A 17,213-nucleotide genomic window follows, 5' to 3' on the forward strand; every position below is an offset into this window, starting at 1 on the left:
AAATGAATAAGAAAGAACATCTTGAATAATTAAAATTTTAAATCGAGGGAATAAAGAGGAAAATGTGTTAAATAATTCTGTTAATTTTTTAAGAAGTGGATGACTTGCTGAAGCGGCCGGCAAATTCAGCTAAAGCGTCAACAGGAGAATTTAAAATGAGCAGTAATTTAATTATCATATTGATAAGCAGTGGAATTATTTTTGCCGTTTTGATATTTACAGGCGCATATATAATTCTACAAAAATTAAAAAAAGAACTTGAAGAATATAAGACTGAGCTAAAAAAACAGGTGAATCGAAATTTATCTGAAGAAAACGCCAGTCTGGAAAAAGCCCTTGAAAAATACAAGGGTGAATTAAAAAAACAACTGGATCAAAATTTAATTAAAGAAAGTGAGAGATTTGAACAAGTTCTGGATAAAGAAAAAGCCATATTAGACATGGTCAAGGAATTATACAATTACAATGTAAAAACTGCTGAAGAGTTGTCGGCCCTTATCGATAAAGCATACAACATAGCAACTTCAGATATATTGGTTAACAAAAGACATTTCAATGAATTCGAATCAGATCTTGCTGTATCTGTATTTAATTTAGAAAACAAACTCGGTTTTTTTCAGCCTTATATTCCCAAAAGCTTATATGATGATATTCATAAATTCAGGGAAAAAATTCAAATATTTCTAAAGGACTATCATAATATAGAAGAATATGAAAAAGAATATTTTTCTGATGAAAAAATAAAAGATTTGAAATCAGAAATTTCCGGCCTGCGTGATACGGCAGTAAAATCTATCAAACGCTGGTTAGACGCCCATAAATCATTTAAAAGTACTCATACTGAGACATTACCTTCCTGACGATGTTTAACAAATTGAGATTTCGGGCGTTTTTTTACCGCATTTTGTATTGCCTTGCCGGATTAAATTATTTTTTTTGCAGCCAAATTACACGCACGGCAATTTAATTATAACCGTAGAACCCTTGCCTACACCTTCTGAAAATATTTTAATTTCTCCTTTGTACATTTCAACTTGGTTATAGAGCCCCTTCATGTTCAACTTTGGATAAGTATTAGTTTATTTTTGATTGGTATTATTCTTGTCTTAAGTTCCTTAATAATAAAAAAACACAAATAAAGATTAATGAGATCGCAGATTGACGTAGTTAAAAGATAGATAACGTTCTTAATAAAAACTTTTCGCTCCACTTGAGCTTATAATATATTTAAAGGAATAAGTGTAAGAATGTTTTATAAAAAAAGGCATACCGATGATTTATTTGATTTATAACTCCTCATTCATACTTCCCGTGCGGTAACCCTGCAAATCCAAAGTCACATAAACAAAACCCAGTGATTTAAATTTATTGATTATTTTTTCACGGATATTTTTCCTGTTTAACCGTTCAATGGCCAAAGCTTCAAGTTCAATCCTTGCAAGGTTTCCATGGACCCTCACGCGAAATGATTTAAACCCCAAAATGGAAATAAATTTCTCCGCTTTTTCTATTTTTACAAGGTTTTCTTTTGTTATTTCTTCTCCATAAGGTATCCGGGAGGAAAGACAAGCCATTGAAGGCTTGTTCCATGTCGGTAATCCCAATTCACGGCTCAGCCGCCGTATGTCTTCTTTTGTTAACCCGGCCTCCAAAAGAGGGCTGCGGACACCAAATTCCTTTGCCGCCTGCCTGCCGGGACGGACATCTTTCAAGTCATCCCTATTGGTTCCGTCACATATCCATTTTATATTTTCTTTCCCTGCAATATCAGCCAGTTTTGCAAACAATTCAAGTTTACAAAAATAACAACGGTCGGGAGGATTGGATTTGAAATTTTTATTATTTAATTCTTTTGTTTTTATTACCATGTGCCTCGCTTCAATAGCTTTAGCTAACTTCACGGCTTCCTTTAATTCTCTTGCAGGATACGTCTCTGACTGCGCCGTAACCGCCAAAATATTCCTGCCTAACACATCATGTCCGACTTTCAGCAAAAATGCGCTGTCCGCCCCGCCGGAATAAGCCAGTATAAACGCGCCCATTTTTTTAATGTTTTTTTTCAGCCTTTCAAATTTTTCCTTCAAAATACTTTCCATGATACCATTAGGGCCTCTTATTATAAAATAAAAAAACCGACTCTAAAGCCGGTAATAAGAAATTCTATCCCAATATATAAAATTGTCAATAAATTATTTTAATGAATTTGTTTTTTCCTATTATGCAACTAAATCATCTTTAACCTTGGACAATTTACCCTTCAGCCTCAAAATGGCCTTGGTATGCATCTGTGACACTCTCGACTCAGACACATCAAGAAGGTCTCCTATTTGTTTCAACGTCAACTCTTCAAAATAATATAAAGAAACAACTGTCCTTTCCCTCTCAGGCAGCCTCTCAATAGCCTGCTGCAAAACTTCTTTTTTCTCCTGTGACTCGCTTTCTTCCTCCGGGTTCGGGATCTTAAAATCTTCAACCAAATCAAGCATCTGGACAGCCTGGTCGTCATCTTTAACAGTCCAGAATTTATCCAGTGAAACAACAGCCGTATTATTCACTTTTGTGACAAGATTATAAAAATCATCCATGCTAATGCCCAATGCGCCTGCCATTTCAGTATCAGTAGCCTGCCGTTTTAATTCGTTTTCCAGTTCACTGCAGGTCGCCTCCAGTTGTCTTGCCTTCTGCCTGACTGAACGCGGGACCCAGTCTAACGCCCTTAATTCATCCAGGATCGCTCCTCTCACGCGCGAGATAGCATATGTTTTAAATTTTATGCCCCTGTCCGGGTCAAATTTCTCGATTGCATCCATAAGCCCGATTATACCGCAGCTTACGAGATCGTCCGATTCGCTGTTCGGTTTATATGTCGGCAGGCACATCTCAATACGGCTGACAACATATTTAACAAGATACATATATTTTTTAATAATCACCTCTTTAACCCTGTAATCTTTTCTTTTTTTATACCGGTTCCATAAGTCATCATCCTCTTCCAAAACAGGATTCTGGTCCTTGGCAGAAAAAAACAGTTTTGAAATGTTTTTCATCTAATTGATCCTCCCTTCTGAATTTTTTATTTTCTTTTTACCCAATTCCAAAAGTTCCTCTTCATTTCTTACTGATTTTGGATCAACGTCAAGCCAAAAAAATAAATCCAGTGCCGCCCTGCATATTTCGCTGTCATTAAGCTGTATCCCGTCTATATTCCCGCTGTGGAACGCGTATTCTCTTAATTTTTTTATTTGATCAATACGTAATTGGATATTTTTCTGCCGGATCTTAAAAATCTTCACAAGGGCGTCATCCTTTATCCTTAATTTCAGCCTGTTATCATGTGACAAACCCAGTTTATTAATCATCACTTCTTTTTTCCTGTCTTTTAAAGATTTTTTGTTTATTGTTATAAAATCCATAGTATAGTATTATAATATTATAGTATTATTATATTATATAAAAAATATATGTCAAGCAAAATATAACTATATTTTATAGATAGTTATAAATATACGTAATATTTTATACAATAATATAATAATATTATCGTATTATATAATTTTTTATTTAATACTTTTTTTGAATAAACTGAAAATCAGGACAAAAATATCGCAATCAACGGCGGGCGATTTCCTTTAACCATTCTTTAACTTTTTGGGACTGGGGGGAATCCGGCTCAAGTTTCAAAAAATCATTAAAATCCCTGACGGCAGAATTAAAAATATTTTTCTCTGCATATAAAAAACCCAGGTTATAATATGCCTCGGGGGTGGGATAAATCTTATTAGCTGATTGATATTGATAAATCGCAAGGTCCGCCTTTTTTTCTTTTAAATAAATCCTTGCCATGTTTAAATTGAAGGCAAATAGCTGCCGCAATATTTCATTGTCCCTGACAAGGCGAATAGATTTATGCTTCCCCAGACCCCGGTATGAATAATCCAGCCATATTTTTTCATCAGTAAAATCCGCATTTTTCTCCCGCCAGAGAATACCTTTAAATTGCAGCGGACTGCTTTTCTGTAAAAAATCTCTGGCAAATAATGTATAATAAAATTTGTAGCCGGGATTATATGTTTCAATATCTTCTGTAATAATTTTACTTCTTTCCGTTAAATAATTTATGTAATTCCAATCCGCGAATTCTTTTCTTTTTAAAACCAATTTCGGTTCTTCCTGCATCATCTGGGCATAATACCATGGCATAGAAGCCATTCTCTGGTGCACTACAGCCAAATCTTTCCTCCTGCCCTCGCTGTATTTATAATACCATAAGGGGAAAGTATCGCCCGATAAAGAAGTAAAAATCAAACTTTTTTCCTCACAGGTTCTCGCCATATTTGCCGCGAAATCATAAGCAAAATAGTTTCTCTTTAAATCATATAACGCATAATGATCAAAAAGAGATGTCAAAGGTAAAAGGAAAACCAGTACTAAAATAAAAACCCACATGCCAGGGGAAACAGGCGTGACTTTTTCTAAATAAAAATGAATTTTTTCCAGGATAAAAGCTACGCCGAAGCTTATCCAGACAGCAAACACCGCATATAAAGGCAGATAAAATGTTCTAAGAAGGGCAAAAATATGTGTGGGGATGGGCGGATTTACTATAAAAATAAAACCAATCCCGCTGCAAAAAGTGATTAACGAAAAAGTAATAAATAATTTCAGGTTTTTTCTAAATAGTCTCCATAATCCAAAAAAAGAAAAAAAGAAAGTCCAGATACTGACCTGTTCAATAAAACCGAAAAGATTAAACTGCTGAATTATTTTTTTAATATCACGCGCTGTGTTCAATGCCCCATATTGCTCTCTGTTAACGGCAAACAAAAATCCCCTCATGGTTTCCGGGTTACTCCAATCCAGGTATGGGTTTTGAGCTGAACGAAGGGGTAAATAAACATAAATTGTAAGCCCAAAAGCAAACAAAAATATCATACAAACAAGATGTTTTATTTTGAATATTTCCCTCCAGTCCGTGGCCAATAAAAAATATATAAATGCAGGAAAAAAAAGAACCGCCTGCTCATGGTTCCCAAAACTCAGGCCATAAATTAATGAACCCAGAAAAATATAGCGGATATCCCTTTTACTGTCCCATACCAGCAAAAGACAGGTCAGAAGCATCATAAGGAAGAGATTTAACGTATAAACTTCCGTGGTAACAGAATGAAGCCATATCATACTGGAGAAGCCGGTAAGCATTGCCGCGATTACCGCCGGGACAAAACCGTCAAGTAAAATCCCCGTTGAAGTTTTCCCTTTTTCTACCAGGCTCCTCTCAATCCTTAAAACAATAAAATAAACCATTAACACGCTTAATGACCCCAAAACCGCACAGGCCAAGTTACCTCTAAAAGCGATATTACCTACAAGAAACAGAGACATCAAAACTTTCATTGTTATTGTATAAAGAGGATAACCTGAAGGATGTGTAATTCCCAAAATATACGGAGAGGTAATCAATTCACCGCTGTCTTCATAAGTTATGGTGGGAGCTAAAGTATGAATATAGACTGCCAGGGAAATAAGAAAAACTATGATACCTATAAAATAAGGCTTATCTTCTTCCGCAAATATTTTCATTCGCTTAATATAAGAGTGTATAGGTAATTATATTAATCCCCATCTCAAACGCTTTTTCTCTAATTTCAGGGGGGTCATTATAAACTTCCTGGCTTACCCAGCCGTCACTGATATTTGTGTTATAGGTATAAAAAAGGACCAGTTTTCCTTCATGATATATCCCCAGTCCTTTAGGCCGGCCGGGATAATGCTCATGGACCTTGGGCAGACCTTCCGGAAATTTGTAAACTAAATGATAAATTGGATGAGAAAACGGCAATTCTATTAATTCTTTATCAGGAAAAACCCTTTTTAATTCCTGCCTGAAATATTTGTCCATACCATAATCATCATCAACATATAAAAAACCGCCGTTTGTTAAATAAGTGCGGAGACGCGTTATTTCCGGATCGGAAAATTTTATATTGCCATGCCCGGTTGCAAATAAAAACGGATAGGAAAAAAAATCCTCATCCTCAATCGAAACAACTTTTTCTTTTGAAGAAACTTTAATATTTGTATTTTTTTGTATTTCTTTGGCGAGGTTTGGAATCAGGGACGGATCATTATACCAATCGCCCCCTCCGCTGTATTTCAACCTTGCAATGGTAAATTCTGACCACGCGGAACAAAATTTATTCAAAGCAAAAAATAAAAAAATTAATAATAAAAGCCTATTTTTTAGATTCTGTAACATTCATACTCAATTCTTTTGTCAAAACTGACCCGTTATGAATGATTGTTAAAAAAACAGGTTCATTTAATTTAACCTGGCTGGCTACCTGGCCAAAATTTTTTAAATCTTTAAAAGTTTTCCGGTTTATGCCGATTATCAAATCGCCTTTTTCTAATTTGGCGTTATAGGATATTGAATCTGTTTTAATATCAGAAACAATAATATTCACAGGTTTATCCGAAATTTCCACAACCTTAACCTTAAAACCGAGCCTCTCCAGAAGTTCCCTTACCTGTCCCCATGTATCTTCTAATGTAATTTCCAATTCTATTTCTTTTGTATCGCGTAAAAGTTTTACCTTTATCTTATCACCGACTTTTTTGCTGAAAATTGCAGTTTCAAATTCATATTGTGTCTTAATCGATTGGCCGTCAATATGCTTAATTATATCGCCTTTCTCAATCCCCGATATTTTAGCAGGGCTTTTTTCGATAAAATCATCAACTAATACTCCATCCGCCTCTCTCTTTTTTGTCCTCTCCTTAAAATAATCTTTTATAATTAAACCCATCCACGGGGTTTTATTAATTTTTTCTTCTAATTCAATTCCCTTCTGAACATCAGGCTTACTTTTAGTTTCTTCTGAAAAACCATAATTAAAATTAAATATAACCAAAAATAAAAAAAATATACTACAATTTTTCACCCAGCTCTTCCTTCCATAGTTAATAGAGAACCTAATACTTTCCCCAAGCCTTCCTTTATTTTCAGGAAGAGCTGGGTTCATTTTACATTTTGATTTTTGCATTTACTTATCACCAATCCCTTTCTATGATGTAGTCCGTTAATGTTACAAGCGCCTGTTTTATTTTTGAAGGAGGGAATATTTCCAGTTCTTTTTTGGCCGATTGAATATATTTTCCTCCCATATCAATTACTTTCTCAAGTATTTTATAATCATTCATTTTACCGCGGATATACAGAATATCATTTTCATTCAACCCTTCACTATCAAGCATTTTACAAAGCGTATCTTTATCATCCGGTTTAGATTCCTGGAGAAGATATATCAAAGGGAGTGTATATCCGCCTTCACGCAAATCATTGGTCACCGGTTTACCAAGTTTTTCTTTTTTTGCATTCCAGTCCAGTGTATCATCAATTATCTGAAATGCAATGCCTAAATTTAAGCCGAACCTTTCTAACGCATAAATCTTATCACGGGATAAACCACCGCACATACCGCCAGCCTTGGCACAGGCTGAAATTAATCCCGCCGTTTTCGCACGGATTATATATAAATAGTCTTCAAAACTGACTTCCGGATCGTTTTTAGCTGCTTCCTGGAGGACTTCCCCCTCGGTCATGTCATTGGTGGCCCCGATAACCAATCTTATCGCTTCTATGTCCTTGTCTTTTAAAAGTAAACGACAACCCTTTGTGTATAAATAATCCCCTAGAAGAACGGCAAATTTGTTATCCCATTTTGCGTTTATTGAGGGTTTCCCCCGCCGGAGATTAGCTTCATCCACAACATCATCATGAACAAGTGTCGCAGTATGAATTAACTCTATCGCAACAGCGAGTTTAACGCTTCTTTCCCTGTCAAATTCGCCGAGTTTTGCACAAAGGATTAAAATTGCCGGGCGGACACGTTTCCCCCCCGGCAATAAAATATGAGAAATAACAGGCGAAATCTTTGCGTTATCAGCTTCAATTTCTTTTTTAAGCTCAACTTCAACTTCATCTAACTCACTTTTTATCAAATTATACAGGAAAATCAGGTTAAACAAAGTTTACCCCCACACCAAATCCATTGTTGTTAAAATTATTACTGTATTGTAAACTTTCAAAATTGCACCATCGGATACCCCACTTAAATCAGTCGATTTGGTGTGGGGGTTTACTCCTGATATTAAAAACTTATTTCTACTTCTGTTCTTAATATATCGCTGTCAAACGTCCTCATTTCGCCAGGGCCGCTGTATTTAAAATAAATAATCCGAAAATCAGAATTTTCCGCCAAATTAAACTCCAGCTGGGGAGAAATCTCCCTGTATTTATCCCATGCAGAATAATGCAGTATTCCCATTACCTTTTCATAGAATCTATAGTTCATATTTATCCAATACCCGGATGGAATTATATCCCTGGTTGCCCCTGGGCCGACAGCAAAATTTGTAAATTTATCTTTTTTAATATAAACAGTGTACTGGGATTTAAAATCAAAATTATTCCCTGTATATATCAAATAAAAAGCGTATTTTGACACATCATCTTCTGCATCCTCTGTAATCCTGTCATTGTAATAAGAACCTCCCACCCTAAATCCCTTGCCGGCTTCTGTCGAAAAATCCAGGCAGTAATCCTTGCTCGGCCGGGGCCTGACACTTGTTGTGGTATCATGGCCGAAACCATCAATTAACGCAAAAGAATAATCTACGACCTCTGCCTTTCCGTTCAGGACCAACTGCCAGTGGCGTGTGTTAAAACGTTCAGGGCTTGTCCCTCCTAACGCCAGTTCTTCACCAAAAAGCGCGGGGTCTATACCAAATTTCGGTTTACTGTACCCTGCCCTAAAGTCACCCACAACATCTATTTTATGGCTTACATATGTATCGCTTAAAACTATCCTGGTTTGGCCTTTACCGGCGCCGGAAAACCCGATACGGGCATCAATTTTGTCGTTCACTCTGGAATCAATCCACAAATCCAGCCCGGTCCCTGCGTCAAAGGTCCTTTCATCCACACCTGTGTATATGTTTTGCATGTCACGGTTTTTTTCATTATCGCCGCCAATACTTACTGAAGTAGTGCCGGAGGGGTCAGCTATTACCTTCTTTAACTCGTCCGCATCACCCATATCCTGCCGGACTGTCATTTTCCCATGGACAGAAAAATTAAACGCTTTAACTTTCAAAGACAGGTTTAATATAAACAAAAAAAACAAAACACATATGATACGATTGATGTTTTTCATATTCTCCTTACCTTTTATTTTAATGAATTATATCAAAATTTTTAGAAAAGTTCAAAGAAAATTTTTATAAGGCTTATTTTAAGCCTCTTCTTTTTCTCAAATACCACTCGGAGGCAAGCAAAATTACAAACAGAGAGAAAACGAAAACATTATCCCATAGGCTAAGGTCATAAGATACTTTTGTTTTTAATATTTTGTTTTTAATATCACCCTCGAACTTTTTAAATTCAAAGGGAATTAACTCCTCTGCTTTGTAAAATTTACCATGGCTCCTGTCTGAAATTTCTTTAAGAAATTTTTCGTCTATTTTGATATTCTGCCACTCTGCTCTGTCCTTTTTAACAAATATTTTTTTTATCACCCTGCCTATAAAACCTTTACCGCCAAAAGCTTCAACTGTAATATCATATTCCCCCGGCACAGGAGGTTTATATTCCGCCTTTAATAAATCCTTGCTTCCGCTGTAAGAAGAAAAAACAATAATGTCTTTAACTTCCCTGTTTCTTTCTTTTTTTTCCTTTACAAAACCATTTATTTTAAAAGAAGTTAATTCTTTCTGATATAGTGAAGCCATTAAATTAGCAGTTTCTCCAGAAGAGTAAACAAGCTTATCGGTTTCAACATCAAAAACGTCCCCTTTAACTGAAGTCAGCCATGATATAACACGGCTCCAAAAACGTTCATAATACTCGGAAGTTTTTCCTATTCCTGTCATTAAAAAATCCCACCGCCATAAATCATTTGCCATAACCGCCATTGTCCTTCCCCTGCCGTAAGATTGCGCGGCCCAAACTATGTTATTTTTATCCGGCGACGCCACAGCCAAAATCAACGCACCCGGTTTTCCTTTATTTATAATATTATATCCTTCCAAAACAGGCAATTCCTTCCAAACTTGTGTATTTTTTAAAGAATCAGGAATCAGTTGTGCCGCGGGGTGTGTTTTTCCGTCATTAGTCAATTCAAACGAAAATTTGCTTTCACTCAATAAAGGACCTTCTTTCTTAAAAACTACGGGCAAAATATCCTCAACCGCTGAACCGCTGTATCCTCCTTCATGAAAAGAATTCTTTCCTCCCAGCATCAAAACTCCGCCGCCCCGGCCGCCTGTAAATTCTTTGATCCATGATATTAATGTTTCCGGTATTTTTTTTCTTTCAATATCGTTAAAAATAATAAGGTCATACTCAAACAAATCCTCTTTTTTCACAGGGAAATAATCATTCCCCTCGTTTTCTTCAAGTTTAAAAAAATCGCCGTTTTTATTTTTTGATACTAAAAACCGGGATTTTATATTCGGTTCCCTGGAAACGTATTTATGTAAAAATTTATACTCCGGAGAAGGCGCCCCCCCAAGAACAAGAATATAAAGTTTATCTTTAATTACATTCATATAAAATTCTTCTTCATTATTCTCCGGAGTTGCTTCATTTATTTCATTGGGTATGTATAGCAAATAATGATGCGGGCCTGTATTTTTTGGAGTGAATTCCAAAGACAATGTGTTTTTTCCGGGCAAAACTTTAAATTTTTCTTTTTTTATTTCTGTCCCGTCCTCTCTGAGGACACAGTAAACATTTTTCGCACCAAAACCGGATAATTCAATAGTAAAATTTACGGCTGTTTTTTTGTCAAGAAACGCCTTTTCCGGCACATTGTTGAGATTTATATTTATATCCCTGAGTGTCTTTTCTTCCCCGGGGCTTATCGTGAAAACCGGATACGGAAGGTCCCCGGGTAAATTAAACTTATTTTCAGGATGGTTATCAATCCCGTCGCTTAAAATAAAAATCCCTGCTATTGATTCTTTTCTGAAATCTTTATCAACTTCCGATAACACGGCAAAAAAATCAGTTTTGGTTTCACCGGCTTTCAACGCCCCAATATCATTAATATTCATCTTTTTCAGCTTGCCGGAAAATGAATAATAATGCACGTTATTTTTCTTTGATAAATCATTTAAAATATTCTTTTCTTTAAATAATTCTTTCAGCCTGGACAGCCTGTCTTTTCCATTTTTGTCTAAAATTCCCATGCTTGCCGAGTTATCAATAAGAAAAATAATATTGCTTTTTTCCTTTTTCTGCCCCGTTATAGAAATCAAAGGCTGGAACAGGACAAATAAAATAACAAGAATCGCTGTTAACCGCAGGGATACAAGTATCAATTCCGGCCTGCCGGTTACACGTTTATAGGTATAAAATGTCACGGCCACTGCAATAAAAACAAGGAACAATATTATTAAAACAGGGATTTGCGGTGAAAAAATAATTTTTGGCATTTTACTCCGGCCCGGCGATTTTTATATCTTTGTTGGAAATTATATTCTCCAAAACAAGTAAAATTAAGACCAAAAGTAAAAATATACCGGATATTTCTTCTTTTGGAGCTAAAACGGGATTTATATCTTTTAAATCAAGGTTTTTGCTTTCTAATCTTTTATCTATCTCGTCTTTTAAAACATAAGATAAATCAGCTTCTTCCGGAGAAAGATTGAGGGCTATATAATCATCCGGCTGTTTAATTAAATCAATCCCCGGCTCTTTATCAAAAAATTCACCTTCCAGTATAACCTGCCTTTTTTTCAACTCTTGTGATTGGGAAAGATAATAAACCGCCTGGTGCAGTAATGGAAGATAATTCTTTCTTAGAGGGAAATCACTCCAGCCGGAATCGAGAGATGAGGTAAAGAGCAAAACTTTTCCCAGGCCCGTCTTTTTTTCTATAACGAAGGGATATCCATCGTCAAACCTGGCTAAGACACGGGTATTCAGGTCCAGGAGATTCGTCTCTGTGCCAAAAAAGGAATAAAAATGGGTTGACGCGAAAGATTCCGCTGTAAAAATTTTAAATACCGGATGGGATTTATCAAACGACATTATTTTATAATATTTACTGGTTTCTTCCTCGCTCCCGATTTTAAACTGCAATTTTGCGGGAAGCAGTGAAGAATAACCGCTGTAATCTTTTATCGAAATATTGCCGCCCAGGCTTATTAATATCCCGCCGCCCGCATTTGCAAATTTTAAAAGCGCTTCCTCCAATTTCCTGTCTATCCGCGGCAGATTATTGAGAATGACCACGGGAAAAGACTGAAAAACCCCATAATCTGATTTTTCAACGGAAAGGTCTTTTAATATTATAGGTGAATCTCCTGTTGAAGATAACGCCTGTTTAATGTAAAAATTTTCTTCCCCGTTTTCTTTGTTCCCGGCAAGTAAAAGGACTTGCAGCGGTTTCATGGCTTCAACACAAAAATAATACCTGTTGTCCGCCTTTAAATTATCGCTTCCTTCGATTTCCAGGAATCCTTTATATCTGCCCTTTTCAGGAAAAGAATAAAAGAAAACCGCGGTCCCCTCCGAATCATCCTTTATGGTAATGTCTGTTTCGCCAATCTTATTTTTCTCGAGATACAATATGGCATGCAATTTCTTTTCTTCCCCGGTATTTTTTATATGGAAATTGATCCTTGTAGTATTTTTAGAGCTTATATAATTCGGAAACTCCATGCCTGTCACTGTTATATTAGAAGGCACCCCCGGCCTGAAAACAAGCGGGATAACTTTAATTCCTTTAACGGATTGTATATCTGAAAAACCGTTCTTTTGAAAATCCGAAAGAATATAAAGCTCTTTTTTTGAATTTTTTGCCTGGGCAAAAAATTCATTTGCCGCCTCTAACGCATTTTGCATCCCGGTTTTTGCGAAAGAAAGCCCTGTATTTTGCAGGATATTATCTAACGTCTGTTTGTTATTTGTGAAACCAATGCTCTGGCGGACCGGTTTTTCATTAAAAAATATTATACCTGCCTCGTCGTTCAAGGAAAGCCCGTCAATAATTTCTTCCGCTTTTTTCTTCGCTTTTAAAAAAAGTGTATTTCCGGTGTCCCTGTATCCCATGCTGTAAGAATTATCGATAAGAAAGATAATGCTTTTCGCTTCCTTGTTTCCCAATCCCAAAAATCCAAAAGATGTCAAAGGCCTTGCCAACCCGGCGCAGAAAAAAACAATAATGAGTATCCTGAGAAGAAGAAGCAGAAGAAAATCGATATTAATACGGCTTCTCTTGTTTTCTTCCAGTTCTTTTAAAAAACGGATACTTCCAAAAAATATTTTCCTGGTTTCCCGTTTTGTAAGGAAATGAATAATTAAGGGGACTGCCCCCGCAATCAGGCCAAAAAGCAATAACGGGTTTAAAAACGAAAACATCTATTTCATCCTCATTCTTCTTTTAGCGAGGTAATTTGAAAGGGCGATATCAAAAGGCGCGGATGTCAAAAGCAGTGAATAATCAATAAAACCCTCCCCGCAGCGGTATTTAAAATCCTTCAGGTATTCGTCAACCTTCCGGCGGTAAAAAGCTTTTATCCCGGCTGAATCGGTTTTCAAAACTTCATTGCTCTCCATGTCGATAAATTCCAGAGGTTCGCTGAAATTAAATTCTTTTTCCTGGACATCCATCAGATGGAAAACAATTACCTCGTGTTTTTTATGCCTCAGGTGTTTTAACCCGGCTATAACTTTATTCATGTCATCCATAAAATCCGATATAATCAAAATAAGCGCCCTTCGTTTAATCTTGTCCGCCAGGCGGTGAAGCACAAAACTCAAATCAGTCTTTTCAAAAGGTTCAATACCGGCTATGGAGTTCAATATTTCCTTTAAATATGCCGGCTGGCTGCGCGGAGGCAGGTATGTCCTTATATCCTTGTCAAAAGTTACAAGGCCCGCGGAATCCCGCTGGCTGAGCATAAGATAAGAAAGAGCGGAAGTAAGATATACACCATACATAAGCTTGGTTATCTTGCCGGAAGAATATCCCATGGAAGCGCTTTTATCCAAAAGAATATAGCATTTAAGGTTGGTTTCCTCCTCAAATTGTTTTACGTAATATTTATCTCTTTTCCCCCAGACCCGCCAGTCAATGTAGCGGATTTCATCTCCCGGGTTATACTGGCGGTGTTCCGCAAATTCCACGTTAAAGCCCCGGTATGGACTTTTATGAAGTCCTGCGACAAACCCTTCGACAACAAGACGGGCGACTAATTCAAGATTTGATATTTTCGCGACCACCTGCGGGTCGAGATATTTCTTATAATCGGACATAATACTCCATTTAGGTTTCCGGCTGAAGGCTGAAATTTTTAAGCCTCCAGTCTTACGTCTTAAGTCTTCGGTCTTTTAATCTTTTATCTTATCATCTAAGCATTAAAATTGACAATAAAAAATTACTGTGTTAATATTTTTTATTATGATAAATACATTATATGAAATAGTGGAATACCAGGCTGAAATTGCGCCTGAAAAAACAGCCGTTATTTTTCAAAATAAGAAAATAAATTATAACACATTAAATGAAAAAAGTAACCAGATTGCTGCCAGTTTAATAAAATTAAAACTTAATCCCGGTGAAAAAACAGCTATTCTCCTCAAAAATTCCCCCGATTATATTTATTCTTATTTTGGCATCCTTAAAACCGGCGCGGCCGCTGTCCCGCTGAACACTTTTTTAAAGGCAGAGGAGTTAAAATATATTCTGAATGACTGCCAGGCAAAAATTATTATCACGATGGGCTGTTTCACGGAAGAATTAGAAAAAATCATTGCAAAGCTCCCTCATTTAAAATCAGTAATCCTGCTGGAAGAATCGGCAAAATATTTGTCCCTGCGAAATATATATTCAGATTGTCCGAAAACAAACCCGGATATTAAAAGAAATAAAAATGATACAGCTATAATTATTTACACGTCAGGAACAACCGGCTGTCCCAAAGGGGCAATGTTAAGTCATAACAACCTTTTAAGCAATGTTAAATCAATTCTGGAGGCAATAAAGACATACAATTCCGACAGGGTTCTGGACATCCTGCCCATGTTTCATTCTTTTACGCTTACCGTGTGCATACTGGTACCGCTCTACAGGGGAATCACAATCGTCATAATAGAATCGATCAAACCGTTTTCAAACGTTATAAAAAATATAATCAAGCACAGGGCAACCATAATCGTGTGCATACCAAATCTGTATCAGATTTTATCCCAGGCGAAAATACCCGGTTTTCTCCTTTTCTTTAACCCGGTAAGGTTATGCGTGTCAGGTGGGGCTCCGCTTCCGCCGGCCGTACTTGAAAGATTCGAAAAAAAATTTAAGATACCCCTTTTGGAAGGCTACGGTCTTTCAGAGGCATCGCCGGTTGTTTCCATAATGCCGGAAAATAAACCGCGAAAACCCGGGTCGATCGGGGCGGCAATCCCGGGGGTGGATGTTAAGATAGTAAATGAAAATTGCGAAGAGCTGCCCGCCGGTGAAATCGGCGAGCTTATTGTGCGCGGGCCTAATATAATGAAAGGATATTTGAACCAGCCGGAAGAAACAAATAAAACAATAAAAGATAATTGGTTATTTAGCGGGGACCTTGCAAAAATGGACAATGAAAATTACATTTATATTGTCGACCGTAAAAAAGATATGATTTTGTGCCACGGAATAAATGTTTACCCGCGCGAGATAGAAGATATGCTTTATAAACATCCAAAAATTGCCGAATGCGCCGTTGTAGGAATAAAGAACAAACATTATAAAGAAATCTCAAAGGCATTTATAGTCCTCAAGGAAGGCCAGACCGCGTCTATAAATGAATTCCAAACATTTTGCAAAGACAAGCTCGCGGACTACAAAATACCCCATCATTTTGAATTTATGCAAAATCTTCCAAAAACCCCGACAGGTAAAATATTGAAGAGAACATTGCGAAACCAGGCAAAAGAAGGGAACAGTACCCTATGAAAATAATACGCGCCATTCATCCTTTCCCGGACAATAAAAAAGCAGTACTTGCTATCGGCAACTTTGACGGCGTCCATCTCGGACACCAGGCGATATTTAAAGAGATGATTAAAGAAAAAAATAACATAAACGGTAAGGCAATAGTTTTGACTTTTGAACCGCACCCGTTTAAATTTTTGCACCCGGAAAAAGAAATTCTGCTTCTCACGCCGTTTCATGAAAAAATGGAGATGCTTGAAAAGTCCGGGATTGACACAGCCATATGCATTCCTTTCACCAGGGAATTTTCTTCCATTCCCGCCGGGGATTTTATTAAAAATGTTCTTTATGACAACTTAAAAATTTCTTCGATTTTTGCCGGGGAAGACTTTAATTTCGGGAAGGATAAAAAAGGTTCTTATGAATTGTTAAAAAAGAATTCCGGGAAATACGGTTTTAAAGTAAACCTGGTTAAAACCTTATTTCTTGATAATATTATTGTTAGCAGTACCAATATCAGGAAATTCCTGCTCCAGGGGGAAATCGAAACGGCAAATAAATTATTAGGCAGGCCGTATTCCATCAGGGGTAAAATTGTCCACGGCAAAGGGCTTAAATTTGAAATTCCAACAGCCACATTGGAACCCCACCATGAGCTTATACCCGGGCAAGGGGTTTACGCGGTGCGAGTGGAGTTTTCCGGTAAAAAATACGCGGGCGCCGCGAACATCGGTATCACCTACCCTTACGGGAGCTACAAACCTACCGTCGAAATTCATATCCTCAATTTCAACGAAACCATATATCATGAATTTATCAAAGTGGAATTTTTAAAATTCATCCGCGAGGAAAAAATATTTGCCTCGCAAAATGAATTGATAACACAGATAAAAAAGGATATTGAAGAGATTAAAAAGGAAAAAATTCTGTCAGACTATTAGAAAAAAACCGCCAACAAAGTATATTATAGCTGCAATACATAGGCTGTAAGAAAACTTTACATTCTGCTCCACCTCACCTCATTAATCCTCATAATCTCATCCAGCTTTAACCTAAGGGAGGTCCTGTCTATACCTGTCATCTCAATCAGTTTGTCAACTGCTTTCAAAGTATCTTCTATGTTTTTCTCAAATTCTTTCTTTGTATCCGCGTTCCTGAGCCTTATTTTTTCCAATTTTTCTATTATAGTGTCTGCCTTCTCCCTGTCGGAAGGACTTAAATTCATGCCGT

15 protein-coding genes are annotated in these 17,213 nt (G+C 36.8%); 3 read left to right on the forward strand and 12 right to left on the reverse strand.

The genetic code is table 11. The annotated features are described in order from the left end of the window. Window positions 1-155 precede the first annotated feature (155 nt). On the forward strand, window positions 156-860 hold the full coding sequence (locus AB1498_10810; GenBank protein MEW6088779.1) for a hypothetical protein: 705 nt from the start codon (window positions 156-158) through the stop codon (window positions 858-860). Window positions 861-1,286: 426 nt separating this feature from the next. Here AB1498_10810 and larE read toward each other — a convergent pair whose 3' ends face one another. From larE to AB1498_10865, 11 genes are all read right to left on the reverse strand, one after another. Beyond that, entirely contained in the window at window positions 1,287-2,096 is an 810-nt protein-coding gene (larE, locus tag AB1498_10815; GenBank protein ID MEW6088780.1) for an ATP-dependent sacrificial sulfur transferase LarE, read from the reverse strand. A gap of 120 nt (window positions 2,097-2,216) precedes the next feature. Beyond that, window positions 2,217-3,047: a FliA/WhiG family RNA polymerase sigma factor gene (locus tag AB1498_10820; protein ID MEW6088781.1), complete on the reverse strand. Its 831-nt coding sequence runs from the start codon at window positions 3,045-3,047 to the stop codon at window positions 2,217-2,219. Then, window positions 3,048-3,413, reverse strand: coding sequence for a hypothetical protein (locus AB1498_10825; GenBank protein MEW6088782.1), 366 nt, complete (start codon window positions 3,411-3,413; stop codon window positions 3,048-3,050). Window positions 3,414-3,609: 196 nt separating this feature from the next. Beyond that, complete coding sequence (locus tag AB1498_10830) at window positions 3,610-5,580, reverse strand: DUF2723 domain-containing protein (GenBank protein MEW6088783.1); 1,971 nt, start codon at window positions 5,578-5,580, stop codon at window positions 3,610-3,612. A gap of 4 nt (window positions 5,581-5,584) precedes the next feature. Next, window positions 5,585-6,256 carry a DUF4159 domain-containing protein gene (locus AB1498_10835; protein ID MEW6088784.1) on the reverse strand — a complete coding sequence of 224 codons (672 nt, stop codon included), beginning with the start codon at window positions 6,254-6,256 and terminating at the stop codon, window positions 5,585-5,587. Beyond that, window positions 6,234-6,941, reverse strand: a complete 708-nt coding sequence (locus AB1498_10840; protein MEW6088785.1) for a PDZ domain-containing protein — start codon at window positions 6,939-6,941, stop codon at window positions 6,234-6,236. Before AB1498_10840 ends, AB1498_10835 begins: the two co-directional genes overlap by 23 nt. Window positions 6,942-7,050: 109 nt before the next feature. Next, window positions 7,051-8,028: a polyprenyl synthetase family protein gene (locus AB1498_10845; protein ID MEW6088786.1), complete on the reverse strand. Its 978-nt coding sequence runs from the start codon at window positions 8,026-8,028 to the stop codon at window positions 7,051-7,053. Window positions 8,029-8,150: 122 nt separating this feature from the next. Then, window positions 8,151-9,215: a hypothetical protein gene (locus tag AB1498_10850; GenBank protein MEW6088787.1), complete on the reverse strand. Its 1,065-nt coding sequence runs from the start codon at window positions 9,213-9,215 to the stop codon at window positions 8,151-8,153. A 73-nt stretch (window positions 9,216-9,288) separates the two neighbouring features. Then, window positions 9,289-11,496, reverse strand: a complete 2,208-nt coding sequence (locus AB1498_10855) for a glutamine amidotransferase (protein MEW6088788.1) — start codon at window positions 11,494-11,496, stop codon at window positions 9,289-9,291. Window position 11,497: 1 nt separating this feature from the next. Beyond that, window positions 11,498-13,426, reverse strand: coding sequence for a BatA domain-containing protein (locus tag AB1498_10860; GenBank protein MEW6088789.1), 1,929 nt, complete (start codon window positions 13,424-13,426; stop codon window positions 11,498-11,500). Continuing rightward, on the reverse strand, window positions 13,427-14,323 hold the full coding sequence (locus AB1498_10865) for a DUF58 domain-containing protein (GenBank protein MEW6088790.1): 897 nt from the start codon (window positions 14,321-14,323) through the stop codon (window positions 13,427-13,429). Between the two features lie 145 nt (window positions 14,324-14,468). Here AB1498_10865 and AB1498_10870 point away from each other — a divergent pair, with 145 nt between their 5' ends. Together AB1498_10870 and AB1498_10875 are read left to right on the forward strand one after the other, a co-directional pair. Then, complete coding sequence (locus tag AB1498_10870; protein MEW6088791.1) at window positions 14,469-16,004, forward strand: long-chain fatty acid--CoA ligase; 1,536 nt, start codon at window positions 14,469-14,471, stop codon at window positions 16,002-16,004. Continuing rightward, window positions 16,001-16,924 carry a bifunctional riboflavin kinase/FAD synthetase gene (locus tag AB1498_10875; protein ID MEW6088792.1) on the forward strand — a complete coding sequence of 308 codons (924 nt, stop codon included), beginning with the start codon at window positions 16,001-16,003 and terminating at the stop codon, window positions 16,922-16,924. The genes AB1498_10870 and AB1498_10875 overlap by 4 nt, the downstream gene beginning before the upstream one ends. A 56-nt stretch (window positions 16,925-16,980) precedes the next feature. Here the strand turns inward: AB1498_10875 and AB1498_10880 are convergent. Next, window positions 16,981-17,213, reverse strand: a 233-nt coding sequence (locus tag AB1498_10880; protein ID MEW6088793.1) for a hypothetical protein, incomplete at its 5' end; no start/stop codon positions are given.

Source organism: bacterium (assembly GCA_040754625.1).
Lineage (GTDB): Bacteria > JACRDZ01 > JAQUKH01 > JAQUKH01 > JAQUKH01 > JAQUKH01.

Coding starts and splice junctions, on each gene's coding strand:
- larE (MEW6088780.1), bottom strand. CDS start 2,096: ATGGAAAGTATTTTGAAGGAAAAATTTGAAAGGCTGAAAAAAAACATT.
- AB1498_10850 (MEW6088787.1), bottom strand. CDS start 9,215: ATGAAAAACATCAATCGTATCATATGTGTTTTGTTTTTTTTGTTTATA.
- AB1498_10870 (MEW6088791.1), top strand. CDS start 14,469: ATGATAAATACATTATATGAAATAGTGGAATACCAGGCTGAAATTGCG.
- AB1498_10835 (MEW6088784.1), bottom strand. CDS start 6,256: ATGTTACAGAATCTAAAAAATAGGCTTTTATTATTAATTTTTTTATTT.
- AB1498_10830 (MEW6088783.1), bottom strand. CDS start 5,580: ATGAAAATATTTGCGGAAGAAGATAAGCCTTATTTTATAGGTATCATA.
- AB1498_10825 (MEW6088782.1), bottom strand. CDS start 3,413: ATGGATTTTATAACAATAAACAAAAAATCTTTAAAAGACAGGAAAAAA.
- AB1498_10820 (MEW6088781.1), bottom strand. CDS start 3,047: ATGAAAAACATTTCAAAACTGTTTTTTTCTGCCAAGGACCAGAATCCT.
- AB1498_10855 (MEW6088788.1), bottom strand. CDS start 11,496: ATGCCAAAAATTATTTTTTCACCGCAAATCCCTGTTTTAATAATATTG.
- AB1498_10810 (MEW6088779.1), top strand. CDS start 156: ATGAGCAGTAATTTAATTATCATATTGATAAGCAGTGGAATTATTTTT.
- AB1498_10865 (MEW6088790.1), bottom strand. CDS start 14,323: ATGTCCGATTATAAGAAATATCTCGACCCGCAGGTGGTCGCGAAAATA.
- AB1498_10860 (MEW6088789.1), bottom strand. CDS start 13,426: ATGTTTTCGTTTTTAAACCCGTTATTGCTTTTTGGCCTGATTGCGGGG.
- AB1498_10875 (MEW6088792.1), top strand. CDS start 16,001: ATGAAAATAATACGCGCCATTCATCCTTTCCCGGACAATAAAAAAGCA.